Annotated in this window: 17 protein-coding genes and 2 pseudogenes; 10 read left to right on the top strand and 9 right to left on the bottom strand. The window is 67.9% G+C overall.

Features of this window, described 5'->3' with window-relative positions; all coding sequences use genetic code 11:
* Together ACWFR4_RS45650 and ACWFR4_RS45645 are read left to right on the top strand one after the other, a co-directional pair.
* On the top strand, window positions 1–393 hold a 393-nt coding region (locus tag ACWFR4_RS45650; protein ID WP_453657514.1), incomplete at its 5' end, for a DNA-directed RNA polymerase subunit alpha C-terminal domain-containing protein.
* 697 nt (window positions 394–1,090) lie between these two features.
* On the top strand, window positions 1,091–1,369 hold the full coding sequence (locus tag ACWFR4_RS45645; RefSeq protein WP_453657512.1) for a hypothetical protein: 279 nt from the start codon (window positions 1,091–1,093) through the stop codon (window positions 1,367–1,369).
* Window positions 1,370–1,488: 119 nt separating this feature from the next.
* Here ACWFR4_RS45645 and ACWFR4_RS45640 read toward each other — a convergent pair whose 3' ends face one another.
* Together ACWFR4_RS45640 and ACWFR4_RS45635 are read right to left on the bottom strand one after the other, a co-directional pair.
* Window positions 1,489–1,668: a hypothetical protein gene (locus ACWFR4_RS45640; RefSeq protein WP_453657510.1), complete on the bottom strand. Its 180-nt coding sequence runs from the start codon at window positions 1,666–1,668 to the stop codon at window positions 1,489–1,491.
* A 59-nt stretch (window positions 1,669–1,727) separates the two neighbouring features.
* On the bottom strand, window positions 1,728–2,903 hold the full coding sequence (locus ACWFR4_RS45635) for a site-2 protease family protein (RefSeq protein ID WP_453657508.1): 1,176 nt from the start codon (window positions 2,901–2,903) through the stop codon (window positions 1,728–1,730).
* Between the two features lie 170 nt (window positions 2,904–3,073).
* On the opposite strand from ACWFR4_RS45635, the pseudogene ACWFR4_RS45630 reads away from it, so the two are divergent.
* Window positions 3,074–3,268: pseudogene (locus tag ACWFR4_RS45630) on the top strand (integrase core domain-containing protein); the annotation flags it as partial.
* Between the two features lie 166 nt (window positions 3,269–3,434).
* Here ACWFR4_RS45630 and ACWFR4_RS45625 read toward each other — a convergent pair.
* Window positions 3,435–3,968, bottom strand: coding sequence for a helix-turn-helix domain-containing protein (locus ACWFR4_RS45625; RefSeq protein WP_453466741.1), 534 nt, complete (start codon window positions 3,966–3,968; stop codon window positions 3,435–3,437).
* Between the two features lie 188 nt (window positions 3,969–4,156).
* On the opposite strand from ACWFR4_RS45625, the gene ACWFR4_RS45620 reads away from it, so the two are divergent.
* From ACWFR4_RS45620 to ACWFR4_RS45600, 5 genes are all read left to right on the top strand, one after another.
* Window positions 4,157–5,626 carry a Na+/H+ antiporter NhaC family protein gene (locus ACWFR4_RS45620; protein WP_326709854.1) on the top strand — a complete coding sequence of 490 codons (1,470 nt, stop codon included), beginning with the start codon at window positions 4,157–4,159 and terminating at the stop codon, window positions 5,624–5,626.
* 61 nt (window positions 5,627–5,687) lie between these two features.
* A complete protein-coding gene (locus ACWFR4_RS45615; protein WP_453657506.1) occupies window positions 5,688–6,626 on the top strand; it encodes a dihydrodipicolinate synthase family protein in 939 nt (312 codons plus the stop codon).
* Window positions 6,619–7,818: an NAD(P)/FAD-dependent oxidoreductase gene (locus ACWFR4_RS45610; protein ID WP_453466738.1), complete on the top strand. Its 1,200-nt coding sequence runs from the start codon at window positions 6,619–6,621 to the stop codon at window positions 7,816–7,818. The genes ACWFR4_RS45615 and ACWFR4_RS45610 overlap by 8 nt, the downstream gene beginning before the upstream one ends.
* The gene (locus ACWFR4_RS45605) at window positions 7,818–8,108 is read left to right on the top strand and encodes a (2Fe-2S)-binding protein (RefSeq protein ID WP_382602766.1); all 291 of its coding nucleotides are present in this window, start codon (window positions 7,818–7,820) and stop codon (window positions 8,106–8,108) included. The genes ACWFR4_RS45610 and ACWFR4_RS45605 overlap by 1 nt, the downstream gene beginning before the upstream one ends.
* The gene (locus ACWFR4_RS45600) at window positions 8,108–9,571 is read left to right on the top strand and encodes an FAD-dependent oxidoreductase (RefSeq protein ID WP_453657504.1); all 1,464 of its coding nucleotides are present in this window, start codon (window positions 8,108–8,110) and stop codon (window positions 9,569–9,571) included. The genes ACWFR4_RS45605 and ACWFR4_RS45600 overlap by 1 nt, the downstream gene beginning before the upstream one ends.
* 295 nt (window positions 9,572–9,866) lie before the next feature.
* Here ACWFR4_RS45600 and ACWFR4_RS45595 read toward each other — a convergent pair.
* Window positions 9,867–10,113 (bottom strand): annotated as a pseudogene (locus tag ACWFR4_RS45595) (transposase family protein); the annotation flags it as partial.
* Window positions 10,114–10,232: 119 nt separating this feature from the next.
* Window positions 10,233–11,537: a phospholipase D-like domain-containing protein gene (locus tag ACWFR4_RS45590; RefSeq protein ID WP_453466734.1), complete on the bottom strand. Its 1,305-nt coding sequence runs from the start codon at window positions 11,535–11,537 to the stop codon at window positions 10,233–10,235.
* A 552-nt stretch (window positions 11,538–12,089) separates the two neighbouring features.
* Here ACWFR4_RS45590 and ACWFR4_RS45585 point away from each other — a divergent pair.
* Window positions 12,090–12,314 carry a hypothetical protein gene (locus ACWFR4_RS45585; RefSeq protein ID WP_453466732.1) on the top strand — a complete coding sequence of 75 codons (225 nt, stop codon included), beginning with the start codon at window positions 12,090–12,092 and terminating at the stop codon, window positions 12,312–12,314.
* 154 nt (window positions 12,315–12,468) lie between these two features.
* Here ACWFR4_RS45585 and ACWFR4_RS45580 read toward each other — a convergent pair whose 3' ends face one another.
* Both ACWFR4_RS45580 and ACWFR4_RS45575 read right to left on the bottom strand, forming a co-directional pair.
* On the bottom strand, window positions 12,469–13,503 hold the full coding sequence (locus ACWFR4_RS45580; protein WP_453466728.1) for an integrase core domain-containing protein: 1,035 nt from the start codon (window positions 13,501–13,503) through the stop codon (window positions 12,469–12,471).
* Between the two features lie 362 nt (window positions 13,504–13,865).
* Window positions 13,866–14,351: a hypothetical protein gene (locus ACWFR4_RS45575; protein ID WP_453466726.1), complete on the bottom strand. Its 486-nt coding sequence runs from the start codon at window positions 14,349–14,351 to the stop codon at window positions 13,866–13,868.
* A 375-nt stretch (window positions 14,352–14,726) separates the two neighbouring features.
* Between ACWFR4_RS45575 and ACWFR4_RS45570 the strand changes: the two genes are divergently transcribed.
* Window positions 14,727–15,257, top strand: coding sequence for a hypothetical protein (locus ACWFR4_RS45570; RefSeq protein WP_453466724.1), 531 nt, complete (start codon window positions 14,727–14,729; stop codon window positions 15,255–15,257).
* Here the strand turns inward: ACWFR4_RS45570 and ACWFR4_RS45565 are convergent.
* Window positions 15,250–16,410: a serine hydrolase domain-containing protein gene (locus tag ACWFR4_RS45565; protein WP_453657502.1), complete on the bottom strand. Its 1,161-nt coding sequence runs from the start codon at window positions 16,408–16,410 to the stop codon at window positions 15,250–15,252. The two genes, ACWFR4_RS45570 and ACWFR4_RS45565, sit on opposite strands and share 8 nt — an antisense overlap.
* Window positions 16,411–16,645: 235 nt before the next feature.
* Window positions 16,646–16,858 (bottom strand): transposase (locus ACWFR4_RS45560; protein ID WP_453657500.1); only part of this gene is annotated, 213 nt, incomplete at its 5' end.

Here is a 16,858-nt window from a genome sequence, read left to right as displayed (position 1 = left end):
GCCGGTAAGACCCTGGTCGAGCTGTTCGGTCTCGCCCGCGAGCTGAACATCGACGCCGAGGGCATCGACATGGGCCCGTCCCCCACGGACGCCGCGCTCGCTGCCGATCTGGTACTGCCGATCGAGGAGCTGGACCTCACCGTTCGGTCGTACAACTGCCTCAAGCGCGAGGGCGTCCACTCCGTGGGTGAGCTCGTGGCCCGTTCCGAGGCGGACCTCCTGGACATCCGCAACTTCGGTGCGAAGTCGATCGACGAGGTCAAGGCGAAGCTGGCCGGTATGGGCCTCGGACTCAAGGACTCGCCTCCCGGATTCGACCCGACCGCCGCCGCTGACGCCTTCGGCGGGGACAACGACGCGGACGCGGGTTTCGTGGAGACCGAGCAGTACTGAACGCTGCGCTGCGCCGGGTCCCGAGACCCGGGAAGGCAGAGGAGCCGGTGACGCGGAGACGGCTACCGGGATTGATTCGCAGTGCATCGAGGCTCAGCCCGGTGGTGAAGCGAGTCTGGACATCGCGACGCGGAGCGTCGCGATGTCCCTCCCTGCGGAGCAGGGAGGTGTTCCTCTGGCCTGCCGATGCGGAGCATCACGGCTCGCCTCCCGCCCGGCCTCCGCCCCACGCGTCCAACGGTCATTGGCGGGCGCGAGAGGCCGAACTTGGGCGCGAGCGTCGAACAGGAGGACGAGCGTGATCAGTTCCGATCTTCTGGTGGCGTGCTCGATGGCGGCTCCCCGCCACCCTGCTCCCTGGCACCGCCGCCTCATCCGCCGCGATCGGCGCCAGACAACCGTCCGCACCGGCCGACCTGCGCCTGCCGATAATTCATCCGCCCAGGTCACCCGCTCGCAGCCGTGGTCAGCGACCGCGGCATGATGGCCCAAGGCGACCAGGCGGTGCCGTCGCCTGGGCGCGTTGTCGGCTGGCCGACGAGATCCGAGTGGAGTTCGTGGTCGGCAGGCTCGAACCGGCCGACGGGCCCGGATAGCCGCCGAGGGCGGCCCAAGCACGAGAGCCCCGCCTTGCCGATCGCAGCCACCGGCCCGAGGCTGCTGGCGGTTCGGCCTCGCGACCGCCTACGGTAGAGACATGAGCGAGATCGTTGTCGTCTACGAGCTCGACAAGCAGGTGGCCACGCGTTCCTCCCCGGATACACCGAGCGGTGAGGAAGGGCACATCCGCAAGGTGCACGCAGCGCCCGCCACCCCAGGGGCGCCCACCCCGACGGGACCGAGGACCCTGTGTGGCAGGGACACCTTCGCGATGGAGACAGCCCGGAAGCGCTCCGAGCACCCTGGAGCGCCCTGGTACCCCGCGGAATACGCATCCGTGGTCTGCCCCGACTGCGATGCCGTGATCGAGACCTGACCGGCATACCGACTCACTGCCTGACGTCGCCGCACCCATCGTTTTCCTGCCCCTCGCCATGCTTGTGCCACGTGCTAGCAGGGCGTCTGTCAACAGCCAGTTCGTTCTACTGGCCGCCGTCAGGCGTCGCGCTGTGTGCGGGGCAGGTCGGCCAGCCCCAGGGGCCTTGGCGGAGCGCCGACGAATGCCTCGATCTGCGGGCACTGGGAGAGGGCGTGGTTGAGCAGGGTGTGCGGCGCCATCGGGTCCCGTCGGACGTGGACCCAGCAGATCACGTCGGTGGGCGCATCGGTCCACAACAGGTACGCAATGACACGACCGCATAGCGCCGCGACCTGCTTCTCGGGGGGCGTGACGGCTACGGATCGATACCAGGACGGCTGCCGCCACCGCCGCCGGGAGGTGCCGCTCCGCTCTCCCGCCCCGCAGGATTCCGCTGGTAGAGCCGTTGAATGTCGTGCGCGGTGACGATACCGCCGAGGCGGCCGCCGTCCATGACCAGGATGGGCAGTCCGCCGCCGGAGCCGAGGCGCTCCAGGACGGCGGTCAGCAGCTCGTCCGGTGCGGCGAGCGTGCAGCTGGACAGCGGGGTCGCCAGGTCCTGTACCCGCAGCGCCTGCTGCCGCTCGGACGGCAAGGCAGCCAGCCTGCGCAGCTGCACGATCCCGCTGGGGCGGCCCTCGAAGTCCACCAGCGCCAACACTGAATGCCTCGTCTGAGTGGCCACGTCGGCCAGGAAGCGGTCCACGGTCAGCCACTCGGGACCGGTGACCACCGGGCTGGTCATCGCCTGGGTCACCTGCAGGCCGCGCACGGCCATGGACAGCTGGGCCCACCGCCGTTCGGCCGCGGCGGTGACCGCCACGAACACGCCGATGACCATCAGCCACAGCCCGCCCGACACCCCTCGCACGAACGCCAACCAGCCCAGCACGGCCAGCACCATGCCGATGACCTGTCCGCTGCGCCCGGCCGCCCGCTGGGCCCGCTCGCGGTCCCGCGTACGCCACCACAACACGGCCTGGAGCACCCGGCCCCCGTCCAGCGGCGTGGCCGGCAACAGGTTGAAGACGCCCAGCAGCACGTTCATGCCACCCAGCCAGCCCAGCAGGGCAACCGGCATCCGCCAGCCCAGCACCGCATGTACGCCCACCGCGCCTGCGATGGTGGCCCCGCCGAGCAGCAGGCTGGCCAGCGGACCGCTGACGGCGACCGCGAATGCCGCCCGCGCTGTCGTCGGCCGGTCCATCCGGGTCATTCCACCGAGTGCCCACAGCGTCACGTCCCGCACCGGTATCCCGGATCGGCGGGCCGTCAGCGCATGCGCCGCCTCATGCACCACCAGACTCGCCAGCAACAGCAGAGCACCGACCACTCCGGCGACCGCGTACACCACCGGCGCCCAGCCCGGCGCGTACGCAGGCAGCGTCCGACCGGCCAGACCGTACGCGAAGAGCAGCATGATCAACGGCACGCTCCAGTGCGCCCGCACTGCCACTCCCCGCACACTCCCGATCCGGATCAAACCCTTCATCGCCATCACCCCCGACAGGAGACAGGTGGCGCAGCCCCGACCGGAGTCCGGGCTCCCTTCTATGATCCGTCTGGCACCCCACGACCGGAAACCTGTGAGCGATCACGCCGTTTCATGATCGCTCACGGAACTGACGACCCCTGTGGGGTTCCAGAACTCGGCCTGGCTCTATGACCAGTAGCGATGGTGTCGTGAAGATCCCTCCGCGCTGTCCGCAAGTCAATGCGTACGCGGAGCGGTTCGTGCACACCGTCCGCTCGGAGGTCACCGACCGGATGCTCATCTTCGGTCAGCGCCACCTGCCCACCGTGCTGGACGAGTACGCCCAGCACTACAAGGGGCGAAGACCGCACCGGGGACAACAACTGCACCCGCCGCGGCCCGACCACCCCACCGCCGACCTCACCCACGAGAGGATCAAGCGCCGCCAAGTCCTCGGCGGACTCATCAACGAGTACGAAAGGGCAGCGCAGATCTGCAGGTCAACACGACGCCCCTGTTCTGGAACCCCACAGGTTCTGAATCGGTCAGTTAGGGCGTGGGGGGCGTCACAGACGCCAGGTAGGTCGTGGGCTCGCTTGTATCGTTGGTGTAGCGGTGCGGCAGCGCGGCATCGAAGGTCAGGGCCTCCCCGGCGTGCACCTCGTGACGCTGGTCGGCGAGGTGGACGGTGAGCGTGCCGCTGATGACGTAGGCGCACTCGACCGCGGTGTGGCCCCACGGCTCGTCGCCGGAGGCCTGGCCCGGTTCGAGGGTGCCGAGGAGCACTTCGAGCTGGCCGTTGCTCGGAGTCAGGCGTTCGTACTGCACCAGGCCTTTGGGCATGAGCAGGCGGGATCGCTCGTGAGGGCGGCTGTGATGAGCCGTGAGTGGGCCGTTTCCGTGGAAGAGCGAGGCGGTCGACGGGCCGAACACCGTGCTCAGGGCGCGGAGGGTTTTCAGGCTTGGTTCCCGGACCCCCCGCTCGACCTGGCTGAGCAGGGTCGCGGAGAGGCCGGTCTGGGCCGCGAGGTCGCGCAGGCTGAGTCCTGCTTCCGTCCGCAGGGTGTGTAGCTGGTCTCCCATCACGGGGTTCAGCCTAGCCCAGGCGTGCGCACTCTTGTGTACGAGTGTCATGGCGCACATGTGATGCGTCCATGCGTTTTTGCTGGTGGCTCGACAGTTGACACGCGAGCCATCGTGCACTTTTGTGTACCAACGTAAATAAGTGCACGCCTGGGTCTCCCCAGCGTCGTGGAGAGAGGGCCCCTGTCATGACCACCGACAAGGATTTGCACTTCCGAGGAGGAAGGGCGCTGGCGTTCGTGCCAGTCGTCGTGTTCCTCGGGTTCTGCGTAGTCTTCTTCGTCGTCTTCAAGGCGTTCGACATGACGGCGCTCGCCACAGGCGGTGTCGTCGCCCTGCTCGTCGGCGCGCTGGTCGCCAAGTCGTACGGCTCCTACTGGTCCGCCGTGACACGAGGGATCGGGTCACCCACCGCGGTGACCATCGTGATGATCCTCTTCTGCGTGGGGATGATGTCCGCGCTGATCAAGGCGACCAACGTCTCGGGCGGCTTCGTGTGGCTCGCCGACCTCCTCGGCGTCCACGGGGGCACCTTCACCCTCTTCACGTTCGTCGCGGTGTGCATCATCTCGATGTCGACAGCCTCGTCCATCGGCACCATGTTCACGGCGTTCCCGATCTTCTACCCGGCCGGTGTGCTCCTCGGGGCCCAGCCCGCCCTCCTCGCCGCCGCGATCATCTCTGGTGCGATCTTCGGCGACAACGTGGCCCCGATCTCCGACACCACCGTCATCTCGTCGTCGACGCAGACGTTCCGCCGCAAGGCCGGCACCGCCGACATCGCCGGGGTCGTGCGCAACCGTGCCCGCTTCGCCTTCACCACGGCGGGCTTCGCAGCCATAGGGTTCTTCCTGCTCGGAGCCTCGGGCCACGCCACCAGCTCCGCGCACTCCCAGCAGCTGCTGGAGCACGCCTCCAACCCCCGCGCCCTGGTGATGCTCATCCCCGTCGCGCTCATGCTCACCGTGGCGCTGCTCACCCGTGACATCTTCAAGGCGGTCACGGTCGGACTGGGCACGGGCATCATCACCGGCCTCGCCTCGGGCCTGCTCACTGTCTCCGGCATCATCGGCGTCACCGACGGAGCCCCCACCGGATTCCTCGTACAGGGCGTCTCCAACATGCTCAGCGTGATCGCCCTCGTGGTGGCCGTCTTCGGCATCATGGGCGTACTCACCGCCGCCGGCGTCCTCGACTGGCTGGTGAGCGCGCTGACCAACGGTCGCCTGTCCCGTACCCCCCGCGGCGCGGAGTTCGCGATCGGCATCGGGATCTCGGCCACCACCCTGCTGTTCGGCGGCGTGAACTCGGCCGCGATGCTCACCTTCGGCCCCGTCGCCGACGAGATCGGCGCCCGCGTCGACCTGCACCCCTACCGCAGGGCGGTCGTCATGGACTGCTTCGCGATGGGCATCGCCGCCATCGTCCCTGTCCTCAGCGCGTACCTGTTCATCGGCGCGCAGCTCACGACCGGCATCAAGGGCGCCCCGGCCCTGACCACCACCGAGATCTTCGTCGCCATGCTCTACCCGCTCATCCTCACCGTCGTCATGGTCGTGGCAGCGGCGACCGGATGGGGTCGCCGCTTCGAGGGCGCGGACGGCGTCGAACTGAAGCAGCCCGAGCCCAGGACCGAGCCCGCACCGGCCCTGGTCTGAGCGACACCCCCCAGCACACACCCTGCACAGGCAGTAGCAAGCAGTAGTCGGAGCAGCCCTCATGGATCGCAACACTGTCAACTGGCGTGGCTACATCCCCGCCATCACCACACCGTTCACCCGTGAGGGCGTGCTCGACACCGACGCGCTGCACGTACAGGTGGACTGGCTCGTCAAGGAAGGTATCCAGGGCGCGATCCTGGCCGGTACCAGCGGCGAGTGGTTCTCCATGTCGACAGAGGAGCGCGCACAGCTGTTCGCGGCAGGCGCCGAGCACCGTACCAACACCTTCCCGGTCCTCGGCGCCTGCAACGCATTCACCCCGCACGAGGCGATCACCCACGCCCGCGCGGCCGAGGCAGCGGGCCTCGACGGCATTCTCCTCACCCCGCCGCCCTACATCGTGCCCAACCGGAAGGAGATCATCGCGTTCTACCGGGCGGTGAGCGACGCCACCGACATCCCGATGACCGTGTACAACTGGCCACGTGGCTGCGTCGTGGACATGGACGTGGACCTGCTGACCGAGCTCGCACAGATCGAGAACGTCGTCGCGATCAAGAACTCGACAGGAGATTTCGCGAGCTTCCTCGCCGGGATGTACGCGCTGGAAGACCAGGTCCGCTACTTCGGCGTGCCCACCAACGCACTCGGCGCCGACCTCGCGATCCTCGGCCACGGCGACGGCCTGATGGGAACGGGCGGCATCCTCGGACGCGACCAGGCCGACTTCTGGAACGCCGTCGACACCGGGGACCGTGAACGCGCCATTCGACTGGGAGCGAAGGACCGCGTCTACATGAGCGCCTGGTTCCGTCCCGACTACGGCGTGCAGTTCGGCAACCAGCAGGCGATCATCAAGACCGCGCTGCGGCTGCGCGGCATCCCCGCGGGATTCGTACGGGCGCCGCTGCTCGAACTCACCCCCGAGGAGGTCGCCCGGGTCGAGGCGACCCTGCACCAGCTCGGCATCGAGACGGTCCCCCTCGCCCATGTCTGACCACTACGACGTCGCTGTTGTCGGGGGCGGCCTGCTCGGCTGCCTCACGGCATGGATGGCCGCCCGCGACGGCGCGCGGGTGCTCCTGGTCGACAAGGACCAGGTGAACCAGCACGCCTCGGGCCAGAACGCCGGAAGCCTGCACTTCCAGCTCGAATACCGCATGGTCGAGTCAGGCGAGGAAGCCGCGCGCGTCGCAGCGGAAGCGATGCCGCTCCACCTCGACGCCGCCGCGATGTGGACACGCATGGAGGACGAGATCGGCGAACCGCTCGGCGTGCGCCAGACCGGCGGCCTCATGGTCGCCGAGAACGCCGACCAGGTCGGGATGCTCGAGTTCAAGGCGGAGCTGGAACGCTCCTGGGGCCTCGACGTGCGCACACTCGACCGCTCCGAGCTCGATGTCGTCGCGCCCTACCTCTCACCGGCCATCGTCGCGGCCAATCTCAGCCCGCTGGAGGGCAAGGCCGACGCCCGCATCGCCGCTCCGGCCGTCGCCCGCGCGGCCGTCGCCGCCGGAGCCACCGTGCGCACACGCTCCCAACTGGTCGGCGCGCACCGCGTACCGGCCGGATGGGACCTTTCCCTCCGGGAGACGTCCGCTACGGGGGAGGAGAGGACCCACACCGTCCGTGCCGCCGCGGTCGTGCTCGCCGCCGGAGTGTGGACGACCGAACTCGGCCGGGTCTTCGACGCCGACCTGCCCACCGTCCCGCTGGCCCTCACCATGACGGTCACCTCGAAGGTCCCCCGGTTCATCCCCCATCTCGTCCAGCACGCCGGCGCGCGCCTGTCGCTCAAGCAGTCACTCGACAGCACGGTCCTCATCGGCGGCGGGTGGCCCGCGCGGCTGATGCGGGACGCGGACGGCTCCCCGGCGTTCGACCGCAAGCACCAGCTCATTCCGCAGTCGATCGCGGGCAACGCGCGCGCGGCCGTGAAGACCGTCCCCGCGCTGGACCGGATACCCGCCGTGCGCAGTTGGGTCGGCACCACCACGGTGGCCCCCGACCAGCTCCCGCTCGTCGGAGCGGTCAAGGGCGCCCCGGGAGTATTCGTCGCCACCGGCGGATCCGCGTTCACGCTCGGACCGAGCTTCGCACGGGTGCTGACCGCCCTCATTTCCGGGCACTCGTCTGATGTCGACCTCGCGCCGTACGACCCGGCCCGCTTCCACGAAAGGAGCGCCTGATGTCCCGGAGCGATGCCTGGCGCCGCACCGCGCAAGCACGCGGAGCTGCCGTGACCTTCACCGTGGACGGCGAGCCCGTTCACGCCTGCGCGGGCGAGACCGTGGCCACAGCCATGCTGGCCACAGGAACCACCTTCGAACGCGACCGCACCGGAGCTCCCCGAGCGCCACTGTGCAACATGGGAACGTGCTTCGAGTGCGTCGCCACGGTCGACGGCCGCCCCCTGACGCGCACCTGCCTCACCCCGGCCCGCGAAGGCCTGACCATCGAGACCTCCGGGAGGCTGTGATGTTCGATCTCGCGATCGTCGGCGCAGGCCCAGCGGGCATGTCCGCGGCACTCACCGCAGCCGATAACGGCCTGACCGTCGTCGTCGTCGACGAGCAGCAGCGAGCAGGCGGCCAGATTTTCCGCCAGCCACCCGAGGATTTCTCCGGAAGCCTCCTGCACCCCACCGCGGGCTACGGCTGGGCCACCGACCTCATCCGCCGCTTCGAGACGGACACCCGGCTGACGACGGAGTTCGGCTGGTCGGCGATCGGCGTGCTGAGCGACGACACCGAGCCCGACTGCCTGCGCGTAGCGATCAACCACCCGGAGCACGGGACTCGCGTGCTGGGCGCGCGACGGCTGCTGATCGCCACCGGCGCCTACGACCTTCCCGTGGCCTTCCCCGGCTGGACACTGCCCGGCGTCATGACCGCCGGCGGAGTCCAGACCCTCGTGAAGGCACAGAAGATCGCACCCGTCGGCGACGTCGTACTGGCCGGGGCACACCCCCTGCTCCTGCTCGTGGCCGACCTCCTCGTCCGCGACGGCGTACCCGTCCGCGAAGTCGCCTTCGCCCAGAGCATCCCGACACCAGCGGAGATGCTGCACGCCCTCGGAGCCGTGCCCGGCCACCTGCGGATGCTCGCGGAAACAGGCGCGATCCTGGCTCGACTGACCCGCAAGGGCATCCGAGTCTCACCCCGGACCATCGTGACGGCCGCCCACGGCACCGATCGCGTCTCCCGAGTCGAGCTCGCCCGGGTGAACCGGCAGTGGAAGGTCACCGGCACCCCCCGCCAGGTCCCCGCCTCCCACCTGGTTCTCGGGTACGGCTTCTCCGCATCGACGGAACTCGCCCGTCAGATCGGATGCGACCTCGTGTACGACTCGCCGCGAGGCGGCTGGGTGGTCGCACACGACGAACGACTTCAGACATCCGTCCCCCACGTGTTCGTCGCCGGTGAGCCCACAGGCGTCGCCGGCGCCGACCAGTCCCGCGCCGAAGGCGCACTCGCGGCTCTCGGCGCTGCCGTCAGCCTCGGATGCGCCGTGCCTCGGGCGGCATTCACCGAAGCGGAACGGCACATCCGCAAGGCGACCCAGTTCTCCACCGTGGTGCAGCGAATGTTCGAGCCGGCCCGGGAAGCACTCGGTGACCTCGCCACACGGGAGACCACCATCTGCCGATGTGAACTGGTCACCCGCGACGCCCTCGACGACTTCCTCGAATCGTCCCCGTTCGTCAGCAGCGTCAACGCGGTCAAGCTCTCCTGCCGTACCGGCATGGGCCCCTGCCAGGGGCGCTACTGCGAGAACAGCGTCGGCGCGATCCTCGCGACGGCACGCAAGCAACCGATCGGACTCGGCGGACGCTTCTCCGCTCACCTGCCGATCAAGCCCGTGCCAGTCGGGGACCTCCAAGCCCTCGACGCACCCCCCGAGCAGTCCGAACCGAACGATCCAGGCACTCCGCCTCACTGAGCCTTTTCAGCGGGGCCATCGATCGGGTGACAGTGGCGGGGTAGGCAGACGGGCCGCGACGCACGAGGCTCCCGTGCCGTTGAGGGAGGTGTTCGACGTCTCAACACACCGGCACAGGAGCCTCGTTGGTTCCCTATGCTGATCCTGCCGCACTTGGTCTTCCGCTCGGCAGGCACGTAGCGGACTCGGGCGATCTGGCGGCGCACCATCGCGTTCTCGTGACGTGACGCCAAGACTTCTGCCCTGGGGAGAGCCTGTCCCAGCGGCCGCGGTTGGGATCACGAACGATCCCGGTCTCGGCGACGTACCGGTAGGCGATGGTGATGTCCACGGCGAACCCGGCGCTCAGTTGGGCGTAGGTGTGACCGCAGCGCAGATGGGCCAGAACCAGCAGCGCCTGCCGTCCGGCGGACAGCCGACGCTCAGCGCGTTCCCTGTTCCCGGCGAACGTGCGGCGAGCTCACAGGCGAGGAAGCGCAGAGCCGAGGTGGACGGTCGACGCCGGCTGGACAGACAAGTACGCGGAAGCTCCTGGTGGACAGGCGACCTTGGTCGTGACCTCGTCCACCAGGAGCATCTTCACGTCCGGACGCCACTCAACCCAACTACCTTCTAGAAGAGCCAGGTTGGAGCTCGCCGGCACTGTTCGGACCGGGAATGCCTATTCCTGGACCTGCCTCGGATCGATCGGAATCTCTCGTGCCGTATTCTCGGCGCGCTTCTCGGCGATCGACTGCCGCTCCGCGGTCCCGCAGCAGCGGTCGTACTGGCTTTGCCAGTCCGTCATGAACGTGTCGTAGCTGGAGCCGCCGGTCAGCTTCAGGTCCGTCTCGTCGTTGTGCCAGACGCCGTTGCTCGTCCAGTTCGAGGAGCCGACGAACACGAGCCTGGAGTTGGCGGCCCCCGCGTAATTGCCGCTGACCATCATGTACTTGTTGTGCGTGTAGTGCAGGGCGTTGCCGTTCGCGTCGGTGCCGCGGGTGGTGTCGTGCACGTCGATATTCGGCCGGTTCTTCAGGTAGTTCTGCACGCTGCCGTCGACCTGGCCGGCGGTGATAAGAATGTGGATCTTGACGCCGGTTTGTGCCAGGCTCACCAGCTTCTTCGGCAGTTCCAGATAGTTCCGGTCGCCCGGCTCCCCGTGAGAGGTCCACTGGAACATGGCGATGTTGATCGTGGCCGGCGCCTTGATGTTGCCCAGGAAGTCGACCCAGGTATCGCTCTTGGCGCGCGCCTTGGGCCACTGATAGGAGGGCGGGGACAGTTTCCTGGCGGCCGTGGCGCTGGTGGAGCTGTAGTAGTCGGGCGCCAGCGGGCCCGGGCCATTGAGCGCCCCCTTGGCCATGGCGGTGAAGTAGCTGACGTAGGAGTTGTACAGGTCGACGTTGCCCTTGACGGTGGCGCTGCTGTTCCACGCCGTGCTGGCCTGAGCAGCGGTGGGGTTGGCGCTGCTGACGGTCACCGTTCTGTTCACGTCGCTCCCGCCGCTGAGCATGTAGTACTTCGCGTGCAGGGAGGAGCCGGCGTAGTGGGTCAGGCAGCCGCCCGGGCACAGCGCGGCGAAGCTGGAGGCTCGCGGGTCGTTGCCCAACTCGGTGACCATCGACTGCCAGATCGCATTGTCGCTGTGGGCGTCCATCAGCGCCTTGACGATGACGCCGCGCTGGTGCGCCGCGATCAGGGCGTTGGCGAAGTCCGGGCCCGGCTGTGCGTTGCTGATCGAGTACATGGAGACGCGAATGGTCTGCCCGCAACTGGCGCTGTTGATCGATTCGATGATCGGGCCCATGATCTTCATCTGGGCGGCGGGGTCCTCCGGGTCGTTGAAGCGCGGGCCCGGGCTGGAGGTGAACGTCCGAGACTCGCAACTGAGCGGGGGCTTGGCCTTCTTGACCGCGGCCTGCGCCGTTGTCAGCGAGAGCGCGGTGACGACCAGTGCGGTGATTAACGTGAACGTTCGCTTCATGGGCGGCCTTTCGCTGGGCTGTTGATGACGAAGAGTCGGGTCGCTGCAAGGGGCCCGCAGGAGCGATGCCGCCGTCAGCGGAATCTACTACTGTTCCACCGATTGTTCCGATATTCACCTGAAGTCCCTGTACTGTGCATCGCAGATTCCTTGAACAGGCCAGCAACTGTGGGGGTGTTGCTCTGCCAGTCGACCAATGAGTGGTCACCGTGGGGAGCGACAATCGCCTGGCGTAGCGACCCGCCCATGCCGTCGGGCTGGAGCTCGCGCCCCTGCCGCCACCTGCGTCTGACGCGTCCGCTGCCACGACTGCGGCGAACTCCTTCACCCCGGGCAAGGCTGGGAAGGCAAGGACAGCATGACCAGCCATCCCCGAAGCACGTCCGATGCCCCCTGACCGAATCCCAACAGACCCTCCATGTTGGCGCGTTCAAGCACCACCAGGGGCCTCGTGACCGCCGTTCGCCGGGAACCGGTCAGGCATGGCCTCGATGCATCTTCGCCACGGCTACCGCCTTCATCCTCGGTCTGGACGCCGGCACCTCCGGGTGCATGCATACCGGCTTCAGGGAATGGATGGTGGTCCGACTCAACCGTGACGACAACCTGACCTGGCCGGTTCTGGTCCGCCGCCTGGCGCCGAGCGGTTGGATCCACCCTGCGCTTGCCGGAAGACCCGTCCACGCTCTGCTGTTCGTCCTGCTCGGCAAGCGCGTCAACGAGCACGTAACGCGGCCAGAGACGAAAAGTGAGCAGGCAGAAGCCAAATCCGTGTGAGGGCCTTTGCGTGCGCAGCCGCTGCATGGGCGGCGGCAGGCTCAGCTCAGTCGGTGGGGGCGGCCATGTCCCATACGATGAAGTGGAACCTTCGACGGCCCTGTCCTGCTCGGAAATACGATTCGGTGCTGTGAGCTGCGGCGATGCCGTTCGGTCAGGCGGCGCGGTGATACTCGTTGATCAGAGTTCCGAGGATGGGTTGTCGTCGAATCCTGTGGTTCTGGAGGTCGGTGACGGTGGCTGGGGCGGACGATTCGGTGCTGTCCGGGGGCAGTTGCTGCCGGGATCGGTGCGGCCGGTGCTGGTCGTAGTGCTGGATGTACTCGGTCGGCACCTTCACGGCATGGGCCTCGTTGTAGGTCAGCATGTGGTCGAGGAGCTCGCGGCGGAGGGTGCCCACGACTCTCCCGCAGATCGCGTTCGCTTTGGGCGCCCGTGGTGGGCTGAGAAGGACCTTCACGTCGTCGGCTTCGAAGACGGCGTCGAAGGCGCTGGTGTACTTGCTGTCCCGGTCCCGCAAAAGGAAGCGCAGCGAGTCCATGCGGCACCCCAGTGCCATGGCGAGGTTCCGCGCCTTGAACGGTCGATGGGGCGGTGGGGTGGGCGGTGACGCCGGCGAGGTGGATGCGGCGGGTGTCGTGCTCGATGAAGACCAGGGCGTACGGGCGCTTGAGGGTGACGGCGCAGTCGAGGTGCAGGAAGTCGGCGGCGAGGATGCCTGGGCGGTGAGGAATTCACGCCAAGTTGGGCCGGAGTGCTGCGGGGCGGGGTCGATGTCCGCGGCGCGCAGGATCTCCCAAATCGTGGATGGAGCGATTGGGCGGTCGAGGCGGGCGAGTTCGCCCTGGATCCGGCGGTGGCCCCAGGTGTGGTTTTCCTTCGCCAGGCGCAGGATGAGTTGCTTGACGGAGGGCGCGGTGGAGGGCCGTCCTGGGCGGCTGCGTTGAGGATGCGTCCGCTTCCGGGCGGCGAGTCGCCGATGCCAGGCCGGCAGCGTGGTGGGCGTGACCGCGAACACCTGGCGCCAGCGCTTGCGCGGGACCGACCGGGAGAGCGCGGCGAACCAGATTCGGTCCGCGGGCTCGTGACGGACCCGGGCGATCTGGCGCCGCAGCACCGCGTTCTCGTGCCGCAACGCCAGAACTTCCGCGTCCTTGGCCACACGGCCGCGCAGAACGGCAGCAGACACCTTGATCAGGTTCCGGACCAGCGCGGTGAGATGGACAGCGGCATCGAAGAATCGTCGCAGCTGCTGTACGGGCCAGTCCTTTGGCAGGGGAACTTTCCAGGGCAGGCCCAGAATCGTGTTTTCGAGCGGGACAGGTCAGCAACGGACCGAGAATCAGTCTCCCCGCAGGCACCCTCAGCTGACGACGGCACCGTGATTCATACCCTTACCGAAGCCCTCCGCCGTGAGCGCACCACCCACCGAGAGCGCGTCCAAGAGCTCGAACGACGACTGGCCGCGGCACACGGCGAGATCCTGTGCTTGCAGCGCGTGATCCAATCACATAATCCGAGACCGTGACAGCACTCACCTGGCTCCAGAGCTCATGATCCAGAACGCAATCCCAGAGCACTGTGCTCCACCACACCCGAGGGAAGATCGCTCTTTCCCGAAGCCCGAGCGGTCAGCTCCACGAGTCCGGCTCGGAGGTCGGTGGCCGGCTCGCCAAGGACGATCGCGCTGATGATCAGCTCCATCATCAGACGGTCGTAGTCATCGCCCCTGCTCCGATAGCGCTCCCCATCGGCCTCCACCACGGCAGAGGCAATCCTCCTCCCGCCACCAGCCACAGGGCCAAAGGACGCCTCATAGACGCCGCGACCAGTCCAACTCCGGTGCATGAAAACGACATCGGCTTCGGCGAAGACGTTCCACTTCTCATCCATGCCCCGGGCTCGATAACCGCGCCGGATCCGGTCCCAGTCCTCGTCAGTCCAGACGCGATCGGGCAACTGAGGCACCGATCTGGGCGTGTTGATCGGATGGAGGCGTCGGAACGACGCTCGGCTGAGCGGGGCATCGGCAGTCATGACGTGATCCTACGGATGCCCCACGCCGTCAGGGCAGCGCCTTACCTCCAGCTGAGCAAGGGGTGAACCTCAGCCGCCTTCCGGACGCGTCCGCGGTTTCCTGAACAGCGACTTTGCAAGGATCCTTCACCGCTGCCCCAGACAACTCGAGGGGTCAGGGTTCGGGCAGGCAGGCGAACCGCAGGCGGGCGGCGAGCCGGCGGGCCTCTGTGGCCTCGATTTTGATCTCCAGCAACCTCTCCAAGGACCGCGCTTCCAGTCGGCGAATCAAGTTGGCATCAGAGCAGGTCACGAACGTTGCCTGGCGCCAACTATCGATCCTGGTCGCACGAGGGCGAGTTTTGAACACGTTCAAGTAGGGCGTACGCTCCTGCCATGAGCGACAGTGGTGACAGAGTCGCCCTTCTCAAGGGCATCCGTGCGTGGCTGGTCCTCTTCGTCGTCTGCCTCGTGCTGAGCGGGGCGACGGCCTTCCCCCTGGTGCACGAACTGCACTGGACCGAGGATCTGTTGAGGTCCTTGTCCGTGCCGGAGCACCTGCCCGCGCTCATGGACTGGATCGAGCACGTACGGCACGGGATCGACGTCGCCGACGAGGAGTACCCCTTCCTGCTGTACGGCACGGACTGGCTGGCGTTCGCGCACCTCGTGATCGCCGTCGCCTTCTACGGGCCCTACCGCGACCCGGTCCGCAACATCTGGGTCGTCGAGTTCGCCATGATCGCCTGCGCCGGCATCGTCCCGCTCGCCCTGATCTGCGGACCGATCCGCGGCATCCCCTTCTGGTGGTCGGTCATCGACATGTCCTTCGGGGTCCTCGGGGCGATCCCGCTGTACGTCGTCCGCAGGAAGATCAAGCGGCTGGAGGCGCTCACCTCGCCTGTGCCGCTTGCCATGGCTACTTGAGCGCCGCCAGCGCGATCCGCTGGGCCACCGGATTCATCGACTCGCCCTTCGCGTCCGTGGAGTTGACCGAGTAGACGAGGGTGCGGGAGAGGTCGCGGGTGGCCACGCCGACCGCGCTGTAGCCGTAGCGGGCGCCCGACTTGAGCCAGTACACCTTGCCGCCGTACTCGAAGCGCTGGAGCCCGGCGCTCATGTCGGCACCCTCGATGTTCGAGGGGACGGTGAACATCTCCTCCAGCTGCGGCTTCGGGACGATCTCGCCCCGGAAGAGGTGGGTGATCAGCCGCTCCAGGTCCGCCGTCGTGGAGATCATGTCGCCCGCCGCCCAGCGGTCCGCCTGGTTCCACTCGGTGACGTCGACGAACTTCGTCGTGCCGTCCGCCTGCTTCACCGCCTGGTAGCCGTGGTTGTGCGGTCCGTGGATGCGGGGGTCGGTGCCGGGGAAGTACGTGTGGTGCATTCCGGCGGGGCGGAGTACGCGCCGGGCGGCCTCGCCGGCGTACGAGTGTCCCGTAACCTTCTCGATCAGCATGCCGAGGATCGTGTAGTTGATGTTCAGGTAGTCCTGCTGCTCGCCCGGGTCGAACTCCGGGCCCTTCGCCACCGCCGAGGCGACGACCTGCTTCGGCGTGAGCGTGTCGAAGCGATGCGCGTACGCGTCCTCGAAGGAGTCGCCGAAGCCGTCGCCCGCCTGGATCCCGCTGGTGTGGTTCAGCAACTGCCGTACGGTGACGGGCTTGAAGGCGGACGACAGGAGCCCGGGGAGATAGTGCTGCACCGGGGCGCCCAGGTCGACCTTGTCCTCCGCCGCGAGTTGCAGCACCACCGCCGCCGTGACCACCTTCGTCGTCGAACCGGCACGGAAGAGCGCGTTCGGGTCCGCCTTCCGGCCGCTCGCGAGATCGTGAACCCCGGCGCTCCCGCGCCATGTCCCGTCGCTGCCGCCGACCCGTACGAGCGCGGCCGTCGCGTCGGAGCCCGGCAGCCCGGCGAGCGCGGCGCGCAGGGCCCCGGCGTCCGGGCCGGTGGTGGCGTGAACGGCCATGGCGGACCCGGCGGGGGAGGCGAAGGCGGGGGCGGCGAGCGGTCCGGCCGTCAGGCCGAGGACGAGGGCTGCGGCCACGGTGGTGAGGGTACGGCTGCGCGTCTGCATCTGCTGCTCCTGGTGTGGACGATTGATGTGATCATCCTGCGGCTGCGCGGACGCCTGCGGATCGTCGGTGAGGCGGGCTCCACCCCTGGTGCGGACCCGGAGCAACTGCCATGTGATGTCGGGGTGTTGTAGGGGATCGGCCCCTAGGGCCTGTCTTCAGCGGGCTCTTGCGAGGAACCCCGGGGCTTCAGGACTCCGTTGGGAAATGCGTAAACCGGTGGGTGCGATCTTGTCGTTAGGCGGCGAGTTGGAGTCGGGTGAGGTGTGAGGTGCGGGTTCCGCCGAGGGGTGTTTCGCTGAGCCAGGCGTCGAGTCTGATGATGTTGATGGCGGTGGCGGCGAAGATGTGTCCGAGGCGGGTCTTGGGCAGGCCCGTGTAGCGGGTCCGGCGGATGCGGGTGCGCCGGATTGCCTGGGAGATGATGCCCTCCACTCCGGCGCGAATGTT

This window comes from Streptomyces sp. NPDC055140 (assembly GCF_053607285.1).
Note: the sequence above shows the minus strand (reverse complement) of the source record. Positions and strands in the feature narration are given on the sequence as shown.

Coding starts and splice junctions, on each gene's coding strand:
- ACWFR4_RS45600 (WP_453657504.1), top strand. CDS start 8,108: ATGTTCGATCTCGCGATCGTCGGCGCAGGCCCAGCGGGCATGTCCGCG.
- ACWFR4_RS45620 (WP_326709854.1), top strand. CDS start 4,157: ATGACCACCGACAAGGATTTGCACTTCCGAGGAGGAAGGGCGCTGGCG.
- ACWFR4_RS45570 (WP_453466724.1), top strand. CDS start 14,727: ATGAGCGACAGTGGTGACAGAGTCGCCCTTCTCAAGGGCATCCGTGCG.
- ACWFR4_RS45610 (WP_453466738.1), top strand. CDS start 6,619: ATGTCTGACCACTACGACGTCGCTGTTGTCGGGGGCGGCCTGCTCGGC.
- ACWFR4_RS45605 (WP_382602766.1), top strand. CDS start 7,818: ATGTCCCGGAGCGATGCCTGGCGCCGCACCGCGCAAGCACGCGGAGCT.
- ACWFR4_RS45645 (WP_453657512.1), top strand. CDS start 1,091: ATGAGCGAGATCGTTGTCGTCTACGAGCTCGACAAGCAGGTGGCCACG.
- ACWFR4_RS45565 (WP_453657502.1), bottom strand. CDS start 16,410: ATGCAGACGCGCAGCCGTACCCTCACCACCGTGGCCGCAGCCCTCGTC.
- ACWFR4_RS45590 (WP_453466734.1), bottom strand. CDS start 11,537: ATGAAGCGAACGTTCACGTTAATCACCGCACTGGTCGTCACCGCGCTC.
- ACWFR4_RS45635 (WP_453657508.1), bottom strand. CDS start 2,903: ATGAAGGGTTTGATCCGGATCGGGAGTGTGCGGGGAGTGGCAGTGCGG.
- ACWFR4_RS45585 (WP_453466732.1), top strand. CDS start 12,090: ATGCATACCGGCTTCAGGGAATGGATGGTGGTCCGACTCAACCGTGAC.
- ACWFR4_RS45615 (WP_453657506.1), top strand. CDS start 5,688: ATGGATCGCAACACTGTCAACTGGCGTGGCTACATCCCCGCCATCACC.
- ACWFR4_RS45625 (WP_453466741.1), bottom strand. CDS start 3,968: ATGGGAGACCAGCTACACACCCTGCGGACGGAAGCAGGACTCAGCCTG.
- ACWFR4_RS45575 (WP_453466726.1), bottom strand. CDS start 14,351: ATGACTGCCGATGCCCCGCTCAGCCGAGCGTCGTTCCGACGCCTCCAT.